This window comes from Allobranchiibius sp. GilTou38 (genome assembly GCF_017565325.1).
Lineage (GTDB): Bacteria > Actinomycetota > Actinomycetes > Actinomycetales > Dermatophilaceae > Allobranchiibius > Allobranchiibius huperziae.
On record NZ_JAGEKN010000012.1, the window covers coordinates 44,926 to 61,326 of the forward strand.

Below are 16,401 nucleotides of genomic sequence, written 5' to 3' on the forward strand. Positions count from 1 at the left end.
TCGCGAGCAGTCGCCCCGGTCAGCGGGGCGTGGGGAACGCGTCGCGGCCCTCGGTGAGGTCGCTCTCGTAGAACCGGTGCTCGATGATCGCTCGGGCGAGCCGCGTCTGCCTGAGGTAGTCCTCCTGCAGCCCGTAGCTGCGCGTCAGGGGCCACCCAAGCAGGCTGGCGATGCCGCGTACATCGGCCAGACTGCTCGGCAGCGACTCCATCGCCCGCCCGCGCCACAGCACACCCGCGTTGCGCATCCGCGTCGCGAGCGACCACGTCGCGCCCAGCGTGTCGGCCTCTTCCTCGGTCAGGAGGTCGTGCTGCGCCATCACGGCGAGCAGCGAGTAGGTGCCGGTGTGCCGCAATGCCGGGATCTCGTGTGCGTGCTCGAGCTGGGCGAGCTGCACGGTCCACTCCACGTCGGACATCCCGCCGCGGCCGAGTTTGAAATGGGTTCGCCGGTCACCGCCGCGCGGGATCCGCTCGGCCTCCATCCGCGCCTTCAGCCGGCGGATCTGGCGCACGGCGGCGTCGTCGATGCCGCCTTCGGGATACCGCAGCGGGTCGATGAGCCGCACGAACCGCTCTCCCAGGTCGACGTCGCCGGCGATCGGCGCCGCGCGCAGCAGTGCCTGGGCCTCCCAGCCGGCCGACCACCGCTCGTAGTACGCGGCGTACGACGCGAGGGTGCGCACGATCGGACCGGACTTGCCCTCCGGGCGAAGGTCCGCGTCGACGGTGAGCGAGGGGTCGGGGCCGCTCGCGCCGAGTGAGTCGCGCAACCGGTTGACCACCTGGGTGGCCTGGGTCTGCGCAAGACCGGACTCGGCGCCCTCGTGCGGGTCGTGCACGAAGAGCACGTCGGCGTCGCTGGAGTAACCCGTCTCGCGCCCGCCCAGGCGACCCATGCCGATCACCGCGATCCGGGTCGCCAACGGCCCGCCGGTCGTGCGCTCCACCTGCCGGATCGCGACGTCCAGCGCCGACTGGATGGTGGCCGCGGCGATGTCGGTGAGGGCCTGCTCGAGCGTGTCCAGGTCGAGCGTGCCGGCGATGTCTGCCACCGCCACCCGGATCAGCTCGGTGCGCCGGGTCTCCCGGATGGCCCGCACGGCGTCGTCGGGGTCGTCGTGGCGGTCGATGGCAGCTCGCAGAGCGTCGACGATCTGGGCGCGCCGCAACGGGATCCGTGCGCCCGCCGACCCGAAGACGGCGACCGAGGAGGGTGCGCCCTCGATCAGCTGACCGGCGTACCGGCTGCTGGCGAGCACCCGCGCCATCAGCTGCGCGGCGCCGCCCTCGTCGCGCAGCATCTTCAGATACCAGTGGGTGCCGCCGAGTCGGTCGCTGATCCGGCGGAAGGCGAGCAGCCCGAGGTCGGGGTCGGCCTCCTGGGCGAACCAGTGCAGCATCACCGGCAGCAGCGTCCGCTGGATCGCGGCGCGGCGGCTGACCCCGCCGGTGAGCGCCTGGATGTGCCCGATGGCGCCCTTGGGGTCGGCGTACCCGAGCGCGGCGAACCGGTCCTGGGCACTGTCGAGAGAGAGGCACGCGTCGTCGTCGCTCAGCCGCGCCACCGCGGACAGCAGGGGCCGGAAGAAGAGGCGCTCGTAGAGGCGGCGCACGTCGCGGGCGGTGTCGCGCCACAACTTCACCACCCCCTCGGCCGGGTCGCGGGTGATGCCGAGCGCGCGTCCAAGCGGCCGCAGCTGCTCCGGGTCGGTCGGCATCAGGTGGGTGCGGCGCATCCGCGACAGCTGGATGCGGTGCTCCAGCACCCGCAGGATGCGGTAGCAGCGGTCGAGCTCGTGCGCGTCCGTGCGCCCGACGTACCCGCCGCGCATCAGCGACTCGATGCCGACGAGGGTGGCGCGATTGCGCAGGTGCTCGTCGCTGCGCCCGTGAACCAGCTGCAGCAGCTGCACGCTGAACTCCACGTCGCGCAGCCCGCCCGGCCCGAGTTTGAGCTGCCGCTCGGACTCGCTCGCCGGCACGTACTGCTCGACCCGGGCGCGCATCGCCTGCACGTCCTGGACGAAGTTCTCGCGGGTCGAGGCCTGCCACACCATCGGCAGCATCGCGTCGAGGTACGCCGCGCCGACCTCGGCGTCGCCCGCCACGTGCCGCGCCTTGAGCAGGGCCTGGAACTCCCAGGTCTTGGCCCACCGCTCGTAGTACGCCGCATGCCCGGCGACCGTGCGCACGAGCGGTCCCTGCTTGCCTTCCGGACGCAGGGCGGTGTCGACCTCCCAGAGGGTGCCCTCGGCGGTATGCGCCGAACACGCCTGGATGGTGGCCACCGCGAGCTTGCCGGCGATCTCGCGCGCGCCGGTCTCGTCGTCGTCCCCCTCCGCGGGCTCGGCCGCGAAGATCACGTCGACGTCGCTGACGTAGTTGAGCTCCCGGCCGCCGCACTTGCCCATCCCGATCACGGCGAGGCGGGCCCGCTCGGCGCCGTCGACCTCACGGCGCGCGATGCCGAGCGCGGCCTCGAGACAGGCACCGGCGAGATCGGCCAGCGACTCCCCCACGATCGGCAGCGCCTCGATCGGATCGCTGGTGACGTCGTACGCCGCGATGCGCACCAGTTGCCGGCGGTAGGCGACCCGGAGCGCGTCGTACGCGGGGGTGCCGGTGGCGTCCCCGACGTCACGCGCCACCTGCTCGTAGACCGTCGCGGCGTCCCGCAGCTGCGCATCCGCGACCTCGCGCCAGTGCGCGGGATGGCGCACCAGGTGGTCGGTCAGCCCACTGGAACTGCCGAGCAGCTGGATCAGGCGTCGTCGGCCGGGGCCATGCTGGGATCGGTCGGTCAGCAGCGCACCCAGCTGCTCCCGGTGCTCGCCGTCGACCGCCTCGCTCAGCCGGACCAGGCCCAGCACGGCCTGGTCGGGGTCGGGCGAGGCGGCGAGCAGCGCAACGACCTCGTCGGACGCCCAATCGGCCAGGTCCTCCAGGCACCGACCGGAGCGGTCGGCGTCCAGGAACCCAGCGCGGACCAGCGCACCGCGGGTCGGAGCAGTCACGGGCGGTGCAGGTACTGGTCGAGCTCGAACTGGGTGACCTGGTCGCGGTAAGCGGCCCATTCGGCCTTCTTGTTGCGCAGGAAGAAGTCGAAGACGTGCTCCCCCAGCGTCTCGGCCACCAGCTCGCTGTTCTCCATCAGGTGGATCGCGTGGTCGAGGGACGCGGGCAACGGGTCGATCCCGAGGCTGCGGCGTTCGCGATCGGTGAGGTTCCAGACGTCGTCCTCGGCCTCCGGCGGCAGCTCGTACTCCTCCTCGATGCCCTTCATCCCGGCCGCGAGCATCACGGCGTACGCGAGATAGGGGTTCGCGGCGGCGTCCAGCGACCGGACCTCGATGCGCGTGCTCTGGTCCTTGCCCGGCTTGTGCATCGGCACGCGCACCATGGCGCTGCGGTTGTTGTGGCCCCAGCAGACGTGCGCCGGGGCCTCGGCCCCGCCCCACATCCGCTTGTACGAATTGACCCACTGGTTGGTGACGGCCGAGATCTCGCAGGCGTGCCGCAGGATGCCCGCGATGAAGTGCTTGCCGGTGCGCGACAGCTGGTAAGGCGCGCCCGCCTCGTGGAAGGCGTTGCGGTCACCCTCGAAGAGCGAGACGTGGGTGTGCATGCCGCTGCCCGGGTGGTTCGCGAGGGGCTTGGGCATGAACGAGGCGAAGATGCCCTGCTCCAGCGCGACCTCCTTGATGACCGTGCGGAAGGTCATGATGTTGTCCGCGGTCGAGAGCGCGTCGGCGTACCTCAGGTCGATCTCGTTCTGGCCCGGGCCCGCCTCGTGGTGGCTGAACTCCACCGAGATGCCCATGCTCTCCAGCATCGTGATGGCCGCGCGGCGGAAGTCGTGGGCCGTGCCGTGCGGCACGTGGTCGAAGAATCCGGCGTTGTCGACCGGCACCGGCGGGGTGTCGGTGCTCGTACGCTGCTCGAAGAGGTAGAACTCGATCTCTGGGTGCGTGTAGAACGTCAGGCCCTTGTCCGCGGCCTTGGTGAGCGCCCGTTGCAGGACGAAGCGGGGATCGGCGGCGCTGGCGGTGTTGTCGGGCAGCCGGATGTCGGCGAAGAGCCGTGCCGTGCCCGGGCTCTCACCGCGCCAGGGCAGGATCTGGAACGTCGAGGCATCGGGCCGCACGAGCATGTCCGCCTCGAAGACGCGCGCCAGCCCCTCGATCGAGCTGCCGTCGAAGCCGATGCCCTCGGCGAACGCCCCCTCCAGCTCGGCCGGGGCCACAGCCACCGACTTGAGCATGCCGAGCACGTCGGTGAACCACAGTCGCACGAAACGGATGTCGCGCTCCTCGATGGTCCGGAGCACGAATTCCTGCTGACGATCCATGCCGTGATCCTAGGTGTACGCCCCCGCCGGGGCGGGCCGCACCGGTTGTCAGCGGATCTGTGACGCCGCCGCCACGGATCGGCTGACAACCGGGCGGCACGAGCCGATCGCTAGGGTCGGGCGCATGACCGAGGAAGCCCCGCCCTACGGCACCGGCAACGCGCCCGCCACCCCCTCCGACGGCTCGGCCGCCGCGCCGGTACGCCGCGTGCGCACCCACCACCTGCTCACCCTCAAGGAGGAGGGCACCCGGTGGTCGATGCTCACGACGTACGACCAGTACACCGCCGCCATCTTCGACGAGGCCGGCATCGAGGTGCTGCTCATCGGCGACTCGGCCGCCAACAACGTCCTCGGCTACGAGACGACCCTTCCGGTCACCGTCGATGAGCTTCTCCCCCTCGTACGCGCGGTCTCCGGTGCCGCTCGACGCTCCCTGGTGATCGCGGACCTGCCCTTCGGCAGCTACCAGCGCGACCCGGGCCAGGCGTTCGACACCGCGGTGCGCTTCATGAAGGAGGGCCGCGCCCACGGCGTGAAGCTGGAGGGCGGCGCCGCGATGGCGCCGACCATCGCGCACCTGACGGCGGCCGGCATCCCCGTGATGGCACACATCGGCTTCACCCCGCAGAGCGAGCACGCGCTCGGCGGTTACCGGGTGCAGGGCCGCACCGACGCCGGCGACGAGCTGGTCGCTGCGGCGAAGGCGCTGCAGGACGCGGGAGCCTTCGCGATCGTGATGGAGATGGTGCCCGCGCCGGTCGCGGCCCGGGTGACGCAGGTGCTGCAGATCCCCACGGTCGGCATCGGCGCCGGGCCGGACTGCGACGCGCAGGTGCTGGTCTGGCAGGACTTCGCCGGCCTGCGCGGCGGGAAGATGGCGCGCTTCGTCAAGCAGTACGCCGACCTGCGCAGCGCCCTGCTGGAAGCCGCGCGCGACTATCGCTCGGACGTGGTGTCGGGCACCTTCCCCGGGCCCGAGCACAGCTTCGAGAAGTAGCTACCTCTTCACCGGACGGAGGGGTTCCTCCTCGAGCGGAGGGGTCACGTCTCCTCCGGTCGGCGGCGTACCGCTCCGCCCGGTGAGGTCGTCCGAGCGCTCGGGGGCCTTCCCGCGGGTGGGCACCGAGCGCCACATCACCGCGGCAGCGCCCAGGCCTGTCGCGCCCGACACGATGACCCCCGCGCCGAGGCTGAGCACCGCGGTCACCCCTGCGAGGACACCGGGGCCGATCGTCGAGCCGGCATCGGACAGTTCGCGCCAGATCCCGAGGAACGGCGCGCGCCCGCGCTCGGGTGAGAAGTCCGCGCCCAGGGTCATCACCATCCCGGCGCCGATCCCGTTGCCGAAGCCGAGCACGCAGGTCACCAGGCACAGCGTCACGGCGCCGTGGGTGAGCGGAATCGCCATCATCGACACGGCCATCACCAGCATCGACGGCACGGTCACCCAGCGTCGCCCGTAGACGTCCATCACCTTGCCGGCCGGATAGAAGACCAGCATGTCGATGCCCCCGCTGATGCCGTAGATCAGCGATGCCGTCGTCGGCGAGAGCGACAGGTGCTCTGCCCAAAGCGGGATCACGGCCTGCCGGGTCGCGCGGATGGCCGACACCAGGAGGACGCCCATACCGACGGTCAGGAACACCCGGCGGTAGTCGTGCAGCGTGCTCCGCACGGTCACGTCGGCCAGCTCACCGGCAGCCTTGCGTCGCGACTCGGCCTCGTGCGGCAGCTCTTTCAAGGTCGCCCCGAGCACACCGGCGAGCGCGAGCGCGGCGGTGCTGACGACGTACGCGCCGGCGAGGTGCCACAGGCTCATCGCCGCGGCCCCGATGAACGGCCCGACGAAGACCCCGATCCGCATGACGCCGCCGAGCGTGGACAGCGCGCGGGCGCGGTGGGTCGCGGGCACGGCCTCGGTCAGATAGCTCTGCCGGGCGAGCATGAAGACGGAGGCGCTGATGCCGTAGAGGACGGCGCCCGTTGCATAAATCCAGACCTCGTGGCCGACGAGGAAGAGCAGCGAGGCGAGCACGCCGACGATCGACGCCCCGATGATCGCGTGCCGCTCGCCGTAGCGGTCGGTGATGATCGAGGAAGGCACGTTGAAGATCAACGAGCCGACGTTGATGAGCATGACCATGGTCGCGGCGATCGCGACGCTGGCGCCGACGTCGCGCGCGGACAGGGGCAGTACCGGGAGCATCGCGCCCTCGCCGAGCCCGAAGAGCAGGGATGGTCCGTACGCCGGGATCGCCAGGGCTCCGAAGCCGAAGCCGTCGTCGGTGGAAGTCATCTCGACGTCAAGATTAGAGCCTGCCTATGGAAGCCGCTGCCCACCCCGGCCGAGACGACATCGGTCAGCCCGGACTCAGTCGGAGGAGCCCTGGGAGTTCCAGTCGCGGTCCTCGGCATCCCACTTGTCGGTGTTCTCCCGAGCCTTTGCCAGAGCGTTCGCGGCATCGTCCCGGCTCTGGTACGGACCCATCAGGTGGTCGGCCGCGCTCTTGTGCTCGTCGTCCTCGACCCGACCGCTGTCGACGTTGTACCAGTAGGTCATCGCGTGCTCCTGTCCACGGGAGGAATGTGCCTGTTCGCCGCCCCTACACTGGCACACCTATGCCCACGTCGACTGTCACCGCAGGCCGGGTCGGCCCGCGTCGCGCCGTGCCCGCGGGCATCGCCCGGCCGGAGTACGTCGACCGCCCGGCACCCGCTCCGTTCACGGGTTCGGAGGTCAAGGACGCCGCGACCATCGAGGCCATGCGGGTGGCGGGCCGGATCGCCGCGGGCGCGCTGCAGGCGGCCGGCGCCGCGGCCGCGCCGGGCGTCACCACCGACGAACTGGACCGCATCGGTCACGAGTACGTCCTCGACCACGGTGCCTACCCCTCGACGCTCGGCTACCGCGGCTTCCCCAAGTCGCTGTGCACCAGCGTCAACGAGGTCGTCTGTCACGGGATCCCCGACGACCGTCCGCTGGACGACGGCGACCTGGTCAAGATCGACGTCACGGCGTACATCGACGGCGTCCACGGCGACAACTGCGCCTCGTTCCTGGTCGGCGACGCCGACGAGGAGTCGCGACTGCTGCTCGAGCGCACCCGGGAGGCGATGATGCGCGGCATCCGCGCGGCGCTCCCCGGTCGCCAGGTCAACGTCATCGGTCGGGTCATCGAGAAGTACGCGGCCCGATTCGGCTACGGGGTGGTGCACGAGTACACCGGCCACGGCGTCGGCCAGACCTTCCACTCCGGCCTGGTCATCCCGCACTACGACGCGGCGCCGGCGTACGACGACGTGATCGAGGCGGGCATGACGTTCACCGTCGAGCCGATGATCAACCTGGGCGGGTCGGCGACGCAGCTGTGGGACGACGGCTGGACCGTCGTCACCGCGGACCGGTCGCGCTCGGCGCAGTTCGAGCAGACCATCCTCATCACGCCCACCGGACCCGAGATACTCACCACCGTCTGAACATCCTGCGCATCCCCCGCTTCCGGCACCCGCCGGCCGCCCTTCGAAGGAGAGTCCATGTCGACAACTCACCCCCTCGGTATCGACGTCGGCGGCACCGGCATCAAGGGCGCGCCGGTCGACCTGCGCACCGGTGAGTTCGCGGCGGACCGCCTACGGATCGACACCCCGAAGGAGTCGACGCCGGACGCCGTCGCCGACGTGATCGAGAAGATCGTCGACCACTTCAAGGACCTGGTCGGCGAGCAGCCGATCGGCGTCACGCTCCCGTCGGTCGTCACCCACGGCGTCGTACGCAGCGCCGCCAACATCGACCAGTCGTGGATCGGCACGAACGTCGAGGAACTGCTGCAGGGCCGCCTCGGCCGACCGGCAACGGTGCTCAACGATGCCGACGCCGCGGGTGTCGGCGAGCTGCGCTTCGGCGCCGCGCGCAACACCGAGGGACTGGTGCTGGTCTCGACGCTCGGCACCGGTATCGGGTCCGCGCTGCTGAACAAGGGGCAGCTGGTGCCCAACTCCGAGCTGGGCCACCTGGAGATCGACGGGCACGACGCCGAGAGCAAGGCGTCCAGCGCCGCGAAGGATCGCGAGGAGCTGTCGTGGGAGGACTGGGCCGCGCGGCTGCAGCGCTACTACAGCCACGTCGAGGACCTGCTCTGGCCGGACCTGATCGTGGTCGGCGGAGGGGTCTCCAAGAAGGCCGACAAGTTCCTGCCGCTGCTGCACCTGCGCGCACCGATCGTGGCTGCCCAGCTGCGCAACGCCGCCGGCATCGTCGGAGCGGCGTACGAGGCCGTTGAGTCCGCGAAGGCCGAGGGCACCCACCGCGAGTAGACTCTCCGGTCAGCTACGCGAGACGCGCAGGCCGAGGAACTGCGCGAGGCTCTCGATCTCGCGGTCGACCGAGCGCGTCATGGCCGCGGTGAAGTCGACGTCCTCGTGCACCGCGTTGACGCGCAACAGTCCCGCGTCGAGATCCGAGGCGGCGTCGAGCTTTCCCACGAAGCTGTCGCCGTAGAGGATCGGCAGCGCGAAGTAGCCCCACCGTCGCTTGGCGACCGGCTTGTACATCTCCAACTGGTAGTCGAACTGGAAGATCTCGGTGAGCCGTTTGCGGTCCACCACCAACCGGTCCAGCGGTGACAACAGCGCGGCCCGGCCGCGGAACGGCAGGCCGAGCTGCGCCGGGTCGACCCGCCAGGTGCCCCGCACCCCCTCCATGACCGCCTCCTCGCCGGCATCGCCCACGTCCCAGGGCTCGCCGGGGGGCTTGGTCATCGACGCCCGCGCGATCCCGAGGGAGGTCAGCCGCCGACGGTCACGCTCAGGGTCGGCGGACTCGGCGTCGACCACGTCGGTGGTGGGGTAGACCCGCTCCGCCAGGTCCCACAACCGCTCCCGACCCTCCCGCGAGGCCACCGCGATCTCGCCGCGGGCCTCCATCAGGTCGAGCATGCGCGGCACGTTGCGGTTGTTGTTCCACCCCGACGACCGCCACGGCACCACGCAGGTGTCGGGCAGATCACGAGCCACGGTCGGGCCGTCCGACCGCAGGATGGCCAGGATGTCGTCGTGACAGGCCTGATTGGCCGTCAGCCACCGGGCGAGCCCGGTGCGCCATGTGACCTCCTCGCCCGGCCAGGCCGTCATCTGCGCCCGGAAGAGCGCGATGTCCTCGCCCGGCCGCAGCAGCCCGGCGTACTCCACGACCCGCCCGGAGTCGAGCAGGTCGTCGAGTTCGGCCGGCTCGTACGCCGCGCCGAGCCGGCTCCAGCAGACGAGGTCCACGTTGGGCGCCACCGCGGCCGTCAGGTCGACCTGGATCAGGCACAGATGCCGGATGACCGATAGCAGGTCGGTGGGCCGGGAGGCGTCGAGCAGCTGCGCCCGCACCGCGATCCGGCGGGCATCGCGTCGCGTCAGGCGGTGCACCATCGCCTCACCGTAGGGCGAGGGAGTGACATCCGGTGGCGGTCCCGCTCAGCCGTGCGTCAGGCGGTGGTGCTCTGCGGCTTTCCCGACCGCGCCGCACGGACCGCGGCCTCGACGGCTCCCCGAGGGTCGCGCAGGACGCCCCGGACGGCCGGCACGCCCCGCTTGAGCCCGCGGCGTACGACGGGCAGGGCACGCTCGAAGGTCGAGTAGAGCGGCGACAGCGGCGCGTCCCAGGTGCCGAGCAGCAGGTCCTCGTGCCCGGCGAACTGTCGTTTGAAGTCGGAGATCCCGTCGTTCAGCAGCCCGTTGAAGTCGTAGCGCGACACCCCTGCCTCTCGCATCTGCGTCATCGCGTGGAACTTCAACCCGTAGTTGAGGCGCAGCTTCATCCCGCGCGGATTCACCCCGCCGTACAGCTCGAACGCCGTCGTGCCGGAGACAACCAGCCATATGAAGGCGACCAGCTCCTCTCCCTCCCACGCCGCGAGCAGCCGGGACCGATCGCCCAGCAGGTCGCGGATGCCGCGGTGGTAGGCGTCGTCGTGCACCGCGAAGTCGGCGCGCTCCGCCGTCGCCCGGTTGATGGCCAGCACGGCATCGAGGTCGGAGTCCGTGGTGACCTCGCCGAATCGGACGCCCTCCGCGCGAAAGGACTTGCGCACGTTCTGACGGGTGGAGGAGGTCAGCCCCTTCATCAGGGTCTCGTCGTCGGCGCGCACGTCGACGATGAGCGTGCGCGGGATCAGGCCCGTGTTGGTGCTCCGCCGGAAGCCCGCGGCCTCCACTTCGGCGAGCCAGCCCACCGGTGCCCTCTCCTGCAACACGGCGATCTGGTTCTCGTCGGCGCCCTTCTCCAGCGGCGCGCCCGGCTGCTCCCAGTCCGGCTCGATGCTCAGCGCGATCGGGCGGTGGGTGGTGCGGACGTACTCGGTCAGCGCGGCCAGCACCGGCCCGCGGTCCTCCTCGGCGGCCTGGGGTCCGCGCGGGATATAGGCGAGGCTGCGGAACGGGCGGGGCAGCGTGCGCAGCAGCACCTGGGCGCTGCCGATCGTGCGGTCGCCGTCGCGCACGACCAGACGGTCGGCGCTCCACTCGTACCGCGACTTGAGCTCGCCCCACCCCCACAGCTGCAGCGGGTGACCGCCGGCCTCGTCGACAAGCGCGTCCCACTCGGTCTGATCGCGGCAGGGGGTCACCGTGAGCGTCATGGACGGCAGGCTATCCGGCGCCGTACCGATCGCCGCCATCCGTCGACAGCGCGGGTCGCTGTGGCGGGTGGGTCAGAACTGTGCAGGGTTCCCGTCGGCGAGATCGCGCAGCTGGACGCCACCGTCGGCCCCGAACCGCTGCACGTGCCCGACGTACATGCCTCGCCCGACCTCGGTCAGCAGCGCGTCGTGGATCGGGACGATCGAGTTGGGCGCCACCCGGCGGACGAACGCGATGACCTCCTTGAGGGCCGACCACGGTGCGCAGATGGGCACGGCCAGGACGTCGACCGGTCCCGGCTCGGCGTCGAGCGCGTCGCCGGGGTGGAAGAGGCTGGGCTCGCCCTCGGAGGTGAGCTTGACGCCCACGTTCTCGATGCGCGGCAGCTGCTCGTAGATGACGGCGTGTTGCACGCCGAACGGCTCGACCGTGACCTCGCCGATCGTGAACGGCTCGCCCTGCCGGGTCACGGACACCTCGAGGTCGTCCAGTTTCGCAGCCGTGCCGGGGTCGGTGTGCACGGCCACGCCCGGGTTGGCGGCCACCAGCGCGGCCAGCTTGTCCGGCTGTACGTGGTCGGCGTGCTGGTGGGTGACCAGGATCGCGTCGAGACCGGTCAGACCGTCGTACCTGGAGAAGCTTCCCGGGTCGATCAGCACTCGGGCGGAGGGGTATTCGACCAGCAGGCAGGCGTGTCCCAGGTGTGTGATCTGCATGCTCCGCACGGTACGCCGCGGCGCAAGCTGCCGCCCGTAGGATCTCGGGGTGCGTTTCATCGGCGAACCCCCTGCCCACGACCTGACCTACAACGACGTCTTCATGGTGCCCTCGCGGTCCTCGGTCACCAGTCGGCTGGAGGTCGACCTGCGGACGCCGGACGGTGTCGGGACGACGCTGCCGCTGGTCGTGGCCAACATGACCGCGGTGTCCGGGCGCAGGATGTCGGAGACGGTCGCCCGCCGCGGCGGGATCGCGGTGCTGCCGCAGGACATCCCGGTGCACGCCGTGCAGGAGACGATCGACGCGGTCAAGGCGAGCCACACCGTCTTCGAGTCGCCCGTGACCATCGGGCCCGACGAACCGGTCGGCGCGGTCCTGGCGCTGATGGGCAAGCGCGCGCACCGGGCGGCCGTCGCCGTCGACGGGGCCGGGCGACCTGTCGGCATCGTCAAGGAGTCGCAGTGCCTGCGGGTGGATCGCTTCACCACGATCGGGCAGGTGATGAGCGAGGACCTGGTGACGGTCCCCGCCGACGCCGACCTGCGCGAGACCTTCGACGTGCTCGTGAAGGCGCACCTCGAGTTCGCGCCCGTGCTCGGCGCGGACGGCGTGCTGGCCGGCGTGATCACCCGCAAGGGCATCCTGCGCTCGACCATCTACTCCCCCGCCCTCGACGGCGACGGTCGCCTGGCGCTCGGCGTGGCCATCGGCATCAACGGCGACGTCGGCGACAAGGCCAAGACCATGCTCGCCGCGGGCGCCGACGTGCTCGTGGTCGACACCGCCCACGGGCACCAGGACAAGATGATCGACGCGCTCGGACTTGTCCGGGCCGCCCGGGACGCGCACGACGACGCGACCGGCGTACGGATCCCGGTCGCGGCCGGCAACGTCGTGTCCGCACAGGGTGCGCGCGACCTGGTCGCGGCGGGCGCCGACATCGTCAAGGTCGGCGTCGGCCCCGGCGCCATGTGCACCACGCGGATGATGACCGGCGTCGGCCGGCCGCAGTTCTCGGCCGTGCTGGAATGTGCAGCTGCCGCAGATGAACTCGGTGCCTACGTGTGGGCCGACGGCGGCGTGAAGTATCCGCGGGACGTGGCGCTCGCACTCGCCGCGGGCGCGTCCTCGGTGATGATCGGTTCATGGTTCGCGGGCACCTGGGAGAGCCCGGGAGACCTCAACCGCGACGCCGACGGACGGCTCTACAAGGAGTCCTTCGGTATGGCGTCCGCGCGGGCGGTCGGCAACCGCAGCGCGGGCCGCAGCGCCTTCGACCGGGCCCGTCTCGGCATGTTCGAGGAGGGCATCTCCTCCTCGAAGATGTACCTGGACCCGCAGCGTCCGGGGGTCGAGGACCTGATCGACGGGATCGCTGCGGGGGTCCGCTCCAGCTTCACCTACGCCGGCGCGCGCACCATCGGCGAGTTCCGCGACCGCGCCGTGGTCGGCGTACAGAGCGCGAGCGGGTACGACGAGGGTCGCCCCCGCGAGACGTCCTGGTAGATCCGGCGGTCAGACCCAGCGGCCGGAACGGCGCTCGGCGCGCGCGGCGCGACGAGCCGAGCGCGGATCCATGGGGTCCTTCGAGGACGCCTCGAACTCGTCGGGGAAGAAGATGCGCCGCCCGAAGGACCAGTAGGCCGACGACAGCATCACCACGACCACGATCCCCCACCACGGTGCGCCCGCCAGCCCGATCAGCACCGCGTACACGGGGATCAGGAAGCTGATCGCGGATCCCACGGCGTTCGACCTGCTCATCATGTCCCCTCGCGAGCGAACGTCTGATGCAGCGACTTTAGCGGCGGCCGCGGCCCGAGGGCGCGGTATCGGCGAAGAGGTGGACGAGCTGGCCGGTACGCCGGATTCTGTCCGGCGCCGCTGTTACCGGCGGCGCCGTGGCGACCATCCATCTAGGGCCGTCGTTGCCGACGGCCTCGAGCGACCTACCCGCATGCTCGGGCGGGCCGCCCTCGAACGCATGCTGTCTGGTCTTGCTCCGGGTGGGGTTTACCGAGCCGCACCGGTCACCCGGCACGCTGGTGGTCTCTTACACCACCGTTTCACCCTTACCGCCACGCCGCGGCCGGGCCGAAGCCCTGCCGTGTCGCAGACGGCGGTCTGTTTTCTGTGGCACTTTCCCGCGGGTCACCCCGGGTGGCCGTTAGCCATCACCCTGCCCTGTGGAGTCCGGACGTTCCTCGGCGAACAGTCCTTGCGGGTGCTCGACGCGGCCGCCTGGCCAGCTCGTCCACGAGGGGTCACCCTAGCCGGAAGGTGACGGTGTGCGCGCCGACGTCCGTGGCCACCAGCACCACCCGTACGACGTCACCCGGAGCCGCGTCCCCCGGGCAGCTGGCCAGCACCGCGATATCGCGCAGCTGCACCTGGATCGCCTTGTCGTTCCTGGCGACCACGACCGCCTCGAACGTCTCGCCGACGCGCGCACTCAGCACGGCCGCCTCCACCGCGTCGTCGCACGCGTGACCGACCGCGGAGGCGACCTGGTCGCGCGACCGCATGATGTCCGGAAGGGTGGGCAACGCCTGGCGCGCCCAGTCCGGCGGAGCCTGACCGCTGCTGACCGCCTCGCAGATGGCCAACCCGAAGCGGTCCACGAGCCGGCGTAGCGGAGCCGTCACGTGCGCGTACGGCGCGGCGACGGCAGCCTGCCCGGTCTCGGCCGGCACCTCACCGTCGAACGGGGTGTACCCGGCGCCGCGGAACAGCGAGGTCGCGTCGTGGATGAGAGCGAGGTGCTTGGGGTCGGTGCGATCCAGGCCGGCGATGAACTCGCCGTACGCCTGACCCAGCGGCCAGATGATCCCGAGTGCTTCCCCGCGCCGACGGAACGTGTCGATCGCGTCCTGCGGCGGCGCGGGCATCGTGCGCAAGATCCCCACCTTGGCCTCGAGCATCATGGTGGCGGCGCACATCCCGGCGAGCAGGGAGATCTGCGCGTTCCAGTCCTCGCTCGGCACCGGCGGCCGGAACTGCAGGCGGTAGGTGCCGTCCTCGTCCTGTTGCACTTCCTGCTCCGGCATCGGCAGGTCAGCGCCACCGCGTTTGCGCTGCAACGCGATTCGCAGCTCGCCGATCTCCTTCAGCAGTCGCAGACCGTCGGGTGCGTCGGCGCCGATCTGCTGCTGGACACCGTCGTAGTCCAGGCGCGCGATGCTGCGGACCCGCGCCAGGTAGACCTGCGCGGCCCGTACGCCCCCCGACGCGTCCAGCTCGATGTCCCAGACGTACGCCCCGCGCACCTGGTCGGGAAGCAGGCTGGCGGCGTCCTCGCTCAGCACGGTCGGGTGCAGGGGCACCCGCATGTCGGGTAGGTAGACGGTCTCTCCGCGGGCGCGCGTCTCCTGGTCGAGCGCGCCGCCGGGGACGACGTAGGCCGCGACGTCGGCGATCGCGTACCGCACTCGGTAGCCGTCGTCGGTCCGCTCGAGATACATGGCCTGGTCCAGGTCGGTGGACCCGGGCGGGTCGATGGTGAAGAAGGGCACCGCCGTCTCGTCCCTTTCGGGCAATGTCGTTGCCGTGGCAGCTTTCTCGGCCTCGGCGAGAGCCGGCTGCGGGTAGTCCGGAGTCAGCTTGTGCTCGGCCCGGATCGCGGTGAACGCCTGCTCCAGCGGCCCGGGGTCCGCACTCGTCGGATCGGCCTGGGGTGCGCGGACGACACGGGGCAGCATGCCGGTCACTGTACGCAGCGCACCCCCCTCGAGTCCGGACCCGCAGACGCCTTCCGGTCACCCGGCCGACGACAGTGAGACGGCGCGATAGACCCGCGCCCGGGCGCTGGCCGGCCCCATGCAGGTGAGCCGATCCGGTGCCGACCAGGACATGACCACGCCGACCGCGACGTCGCCGTCCGGGCCGCTGACGGTCACGTCCGCGCGATCGTCGACGACCCGGCTGACGCGCCGTACGACCAACGCGCCGCTGGTCGGGAGTGACAGTTCGCGGTGGGCGTGCGCGAGCGCGGTCTGGGCGATCGGCGACATGCCGAACCATCCGCGCAACAGCTCCAGCGAGACCTCTCCGCGCAGGATCCGGTCGACGAGCCCGGGAGCGGCGTCCGGCGTCACTCGCCCGTAGAGCGCACCGGTCGGTAGCGCCAGCAGGTTGGCGGCGAACCGGTCACCTCCGACATGCGTGGTCTCCCACACCCGCCCCGGCAGCAGCCGGTGCAGCATGACGGCAAGTGGGCGACCCCGCAGAGCGCAGCAGGCGTCATGCCGTCCGTGGGTGCAGACAAGGAGCAGCGGATCGGTGTCGACGACCGCGTCGTCGGGGAGCCACCCGTCGTCGAGGGAGTCGGCCGATTCCAACTGACCGACGAGAGTGTCGAGAGAGTCGACCGACCACCAGGTCGTCCGCGCGACGCCGGACCGTACGTCGGCCACCGCCACCCGGTGACCGCCACCGTCGTCAGCGTGGCGACCGGGGCTGCGAATCGCCTGCAACCGCAGGCCCGCCGCTGCAGCGAGGTGATCGATACGGAATGCCACCGCAGGATCGGCATGACTCTCCCGCAGACCTTCTCGACCCCACGGGCCGGGCTGTTCCACGAGTAGGAGCCGAGGGGACGGCGGCGCCGTACCGATCATCGGGTCACCGCGCAGGTCCGCCTGGAGGGCGCATCGCTCGGGTGTCTCGCGCGGCACGGGTACCGCAGGCGGCACGGGCGTCAGCGGC

14 protein-coding genes and 1 other RNA gene are annotated in these 16,401 nt (G+C 71.1%); 4 read left to right on the forward strand and 11 right to left on the reverse strand.

Features of this window, described 5'->3' with window-relative positions; genetic code table 11:
• Nucleotides 1-19: 19 nt before the first annotated feature.
• Nucleotides 20-3,016: a bifunctional [glutamine synthetase] adenylyltransferase/[glutamine synthetase]-adenylyl-L-tyrosine phosphorylase gene (locus tag JOB34_RS15025; protein ID WP_347813888.1), complete on the reverse strand. Its 2,997-nt coding sequence runs from the start codon at nucleotides 3,014-3,016 to the stop codon at nucleotides 20-22.
• Nucleotides 3,013-4,350, reverse strand: a complete 1,338-nt coding sequence (locus JOB34_RS15030) for a glutamine synthetase family protein (RefSeq protein WP_208053454.1) — start codon at nucleotides 4,348-4,350, stop codon at nucleotides 3,013-3,015. The genes JOB34_RS15025 and JOB34_RS15030 overlap by 4 nt, the downstream gene beginning before the upstream one ends.
• Before the next feature lie 124 nt (nucleotides 4,351-4,474).
• Here JOB34_RS15030 and panB point away from each other — a divergent pair, with 124 nt between their 5' ends.
• Nucleotides 4,475-5,350 (forward strand): 3-methyl-2-oxobutanoate hydroxymethyltransferase, encoded by an 876-nt coding sequence (gene panB, locus JOB34_RS15035; protein ID WP_208053455.1) that lies wholly within the window; start codon nucleotides 4,475-4,477, stop codon nucleotides 5,348-5,350.
• On the opposite strand, the gene JOB34_RS15040 is transcribed toward panB, so the two are convergent.
• Both JOB34_RS15040 and JOB34_RS15045 read right to left on the reverse strand, forming a co-directional pair.
• Complete coding sequence (locus JOB34_RS15040) at nucleotides 5,351-6,649, reverse strand: MFS transporter (RefSeq protein WP_208053456.1); 1,299 nt, start codon at nucleotides 6,647-6,649, stop codon at nucleotides 5,351-5,353.
• 75 nt (nucleotides 6,650-6,724) lie between these two features.
• The gene (locus JOB34_RS15045; RefSeq protein WP_208053457.1) at nucleotides 6,725-6,913 is read right to left on the reverse strand and encodes a methionine aminopeptidase; all 189 of its coding nucleotides are present in this window, start codon (nucleotides 6,911-6,913) and stop codon (nucleotides 6,725-6,727) included.
• A 59-nt stretch (nucleotides 6,914-6,972) separates the two neighbouring features.
• On the opposite strand from JOB34_RS15045, the gene map reads away from it, so the two are divergent.
• Both map and ppgK read left to right on the forward strand, forming a co-directional pair.
• Nucleotides 6,973-7,830 (forward strand): type I methionyl aminopeptidase, encoded by an 858-nt coding sequence (gene map / locus JOB34_RS15050; RefSeq protein WP_208053458.1) that lies wholly within the window; start codon nucleotides 6,973-6,975, stop codon nucleotides 7,828-7,830.
• A gap of 57 nt (nucleotides 7,831-7,887) precedes the next feature.
• Complete coding sequence (ppgK, locus tag JOB34_RS15055; RefSeq protein ID WP_179480206.1) at nucleotides 7,888-8,667, forward strand: polyphosphate--glucose phosphotransferase; 780 nt, start codon at nucleotides 7,888-7,890, stop codon at nucleotides 8,665-8,667.
• Nucleotides 8,668-8,676: 9 nt separating this feature from the next.
• Here the strand turns inward: ppgK and JOB34_RS15060 are convergent, their stop codons facing one another.
• The 3 genes from JOB34_RS15060 to JOB34_RS15070 form a co-directional block, all read right to left on the reverse strand.
• On the reverse strand, nucleotides 8,677-9,768 hold the full coding sequence (locus JOB34_RS15060; RefSeq protein WP_208053459.1) for a crosslink repair DNA glycosylase YcaQ family protein: 1,092 nt from the start codon (nucleotides 9,766-9,768) through the stop codon (nucleotides 8,677-8,679).
• 56 nt (nucleotides 9,769-9,824) lie between these two features.
• Complete coding sequence (locus tag JOB34_RS15065) at nucleotides 9,825-10,976, reverse strand: peptidoglycan bridge formation glycyltransferase FemA/FemB family protein (protein WP_208053460.1); 1,152 nt, start codon at nucleotides 10,974-10,976, stop codon at nucleotides 9,825-9,827.
• Nucleotides 10,977-11,048: 72 nt separating this feature from the next.
• On the reverse strand, nucleotides 11,049-11,693 hold the full coding sequence (locus tag JOB34_RS15070) for an MBL fold metallo-hydrolase (protein WP_208053461.1): 645 nt from the start codon (nucleotides 11,691-11,693) through the stop codon (nucleotides 11,049-11,051).
• A 49-nt stretch (nucleotides 11,694-11,742) separates the two neighbouring features.
• Here JOB34_RS15070 and JOB34_RS15075 point away from each other — a divergent pair, with 49 nt between their 5' ends.
• Nucleotides 11,743-13,203, forward strand: coding sequence for a GuaB1 family IMP dehydrogenase-related protein (locus JOB34_RS15075; RefSeq protein ID WP_208053462.1), 1,461 nt, complete (start codon nucleotides 11,743-11,745; stop codon nucleotides 13,201-13,203).
• Between the two features lie 9 nt (nucleotides 13,204-13,212).
• Here the strand turns inward: JOB34_RS15075 and JOB34_RS15080 are convergent, their stop codons facing one another.
• From JOB34_RS15080 to JOB34_RS15095, 4 genes are all read right to left on the reverse strand, one after another.
• Nucleotides 13,213-13,464: a hypothetical protein gene (locus tag JOB34_RS15080; protein ID WP_208053463.1), complete on the reverse strand. Its 252-nt coding sequence runs from the start codon at nucleotides 13,462-13,464 to the stop codon at nucleotides 13,213-13,215.
• A 77-nt stretch (nucleotides 13,465-13,541) separates the two neighbouring features.
• Nucleotides 13,542-13,950: RNase P RNA component class A (gene rnpB, locus JOB34_RS15085), an RNA gene on the reverse strand.
• A gap of 11 nt (nucleotides 13,951-13,961) precedes the next feature.
• Nucleotides 13,962-15,395 carry an RNB domain-containing ribonuclease gene (locus JOB34_RS15090; RefSeq protein WP_208053464.1) on the reverse strand — a complete coding sequence of 478 codons (1,434 nt, stop codon included), beginning with the start codon at nucleotides 15,393-15,395 and terminating at the stop codon, nucleotides 13,962-13,964.
• 57 nt (nucleotides 15,396-15,452) lie between these two features.
• Nucleotides 15,453-16,313 carry a sucrase ferredoxin gene (locus JOB34_RS15095; RefSeq protein ID WP_243758185.1) on the reverse strand — a complete coding sequence of 287 codons (861 nt, stop codon included), beginning with the start codon at nucleotides 16,311-16,313 and terminating at the stop codon, nucleotides 15,453-15,455.
• Between the last annotated feature and the right edge of the window lie 88 nt (nucleotides 16,314-16,401).

Excerpts from the sequence above, each read along its gene's own strand:
- JOB34_RS15065 (WP_208053460.1), bottom strand. The coding sequence starts at position 10,976 with ATGACGCTCACGGTGACCCCCTGCCGCGATCAGACCGAGTGGGACGCG.
- JOB34_RS15030 (WP_208053454.1), bottom strand. The coding sequence starts at position 4,350 with ATGGATCGTCAGCAGGAATTCGTGCTCCGGACCATCGAGGAGCGCGAC.
- JOB34_RS15060 (WP_208053459.1), bottom strand. The coding sequence starts at position 9,768 with ATGGTGCACCGCCTGACGCGACGCGATGCCCGCCGGATCGCGGTGCGG.
- JOB34_RS15070 (WP_208053461.1), bottom strand. The coding sequence starts at position 11,693 with ATGCAGATCACACACCTGGGACACGCCTGCCTGCTGGTCGAATACCCC.
- JOB34_RS15040 (WP_208053456.1), bottom strand. The coding sequence starts at position 6,649 with ATGACTTCCACCGACGACGGCTTCGGCTTCGGAGCCCTGGCGATCCCG.
- JOB34_RS15045 (WP_208053457.1), bottom strand. The coding sequence starts at position 6,913 with ATGACCTACTGGTACAACGTCGACAGCGGTCGGGTCGAGGACGACGAG.
- JOB34_RS15080 (WP_208053463.1), bottom strand. The coding sequence starts at position 13,464 with ATGATGAGCAGGTCGAACGCCGTGGGATCCGCGATCAGCTTCCTGATC.
- JOB34_RS15090 (WP_208053464.1), bottom strand. The coding sequence starts at position 15,395 with ATGCTGCCCCGTGTCGTCCGCGCACCCCAGGCCGATCCGACGAGTGCG.
- map (WP_208053458.1), top strand. The coding sequence starts at position 6,973 with ATGCCCACGTCGACTGTCACCGCAGGCCGGGTCGGCCCGCGTCGCGCC.
- ppgK (WP_179480206.1), top strand. The coding sequence starts at position 7,888 with ATGTCGACAACTCACCCCCTCGGTATCGACGTCGGCGGCACCGGCATC.
- JOB34_RS15095 (WP_243758185.1), bottom strand. The coding sequence starts at position 16,313 with ATGATCGGTACGGCGCCGCCGTCCCCTCGGCTCCTACTCGTGGAACAG.
- panB (WP_208053455.1), top strand. The coding sequence starts at position 4,475 with ATGACCGAGGAAGCCCCGCCCTACGGCACCGGCAACGCGCCCGCCACC.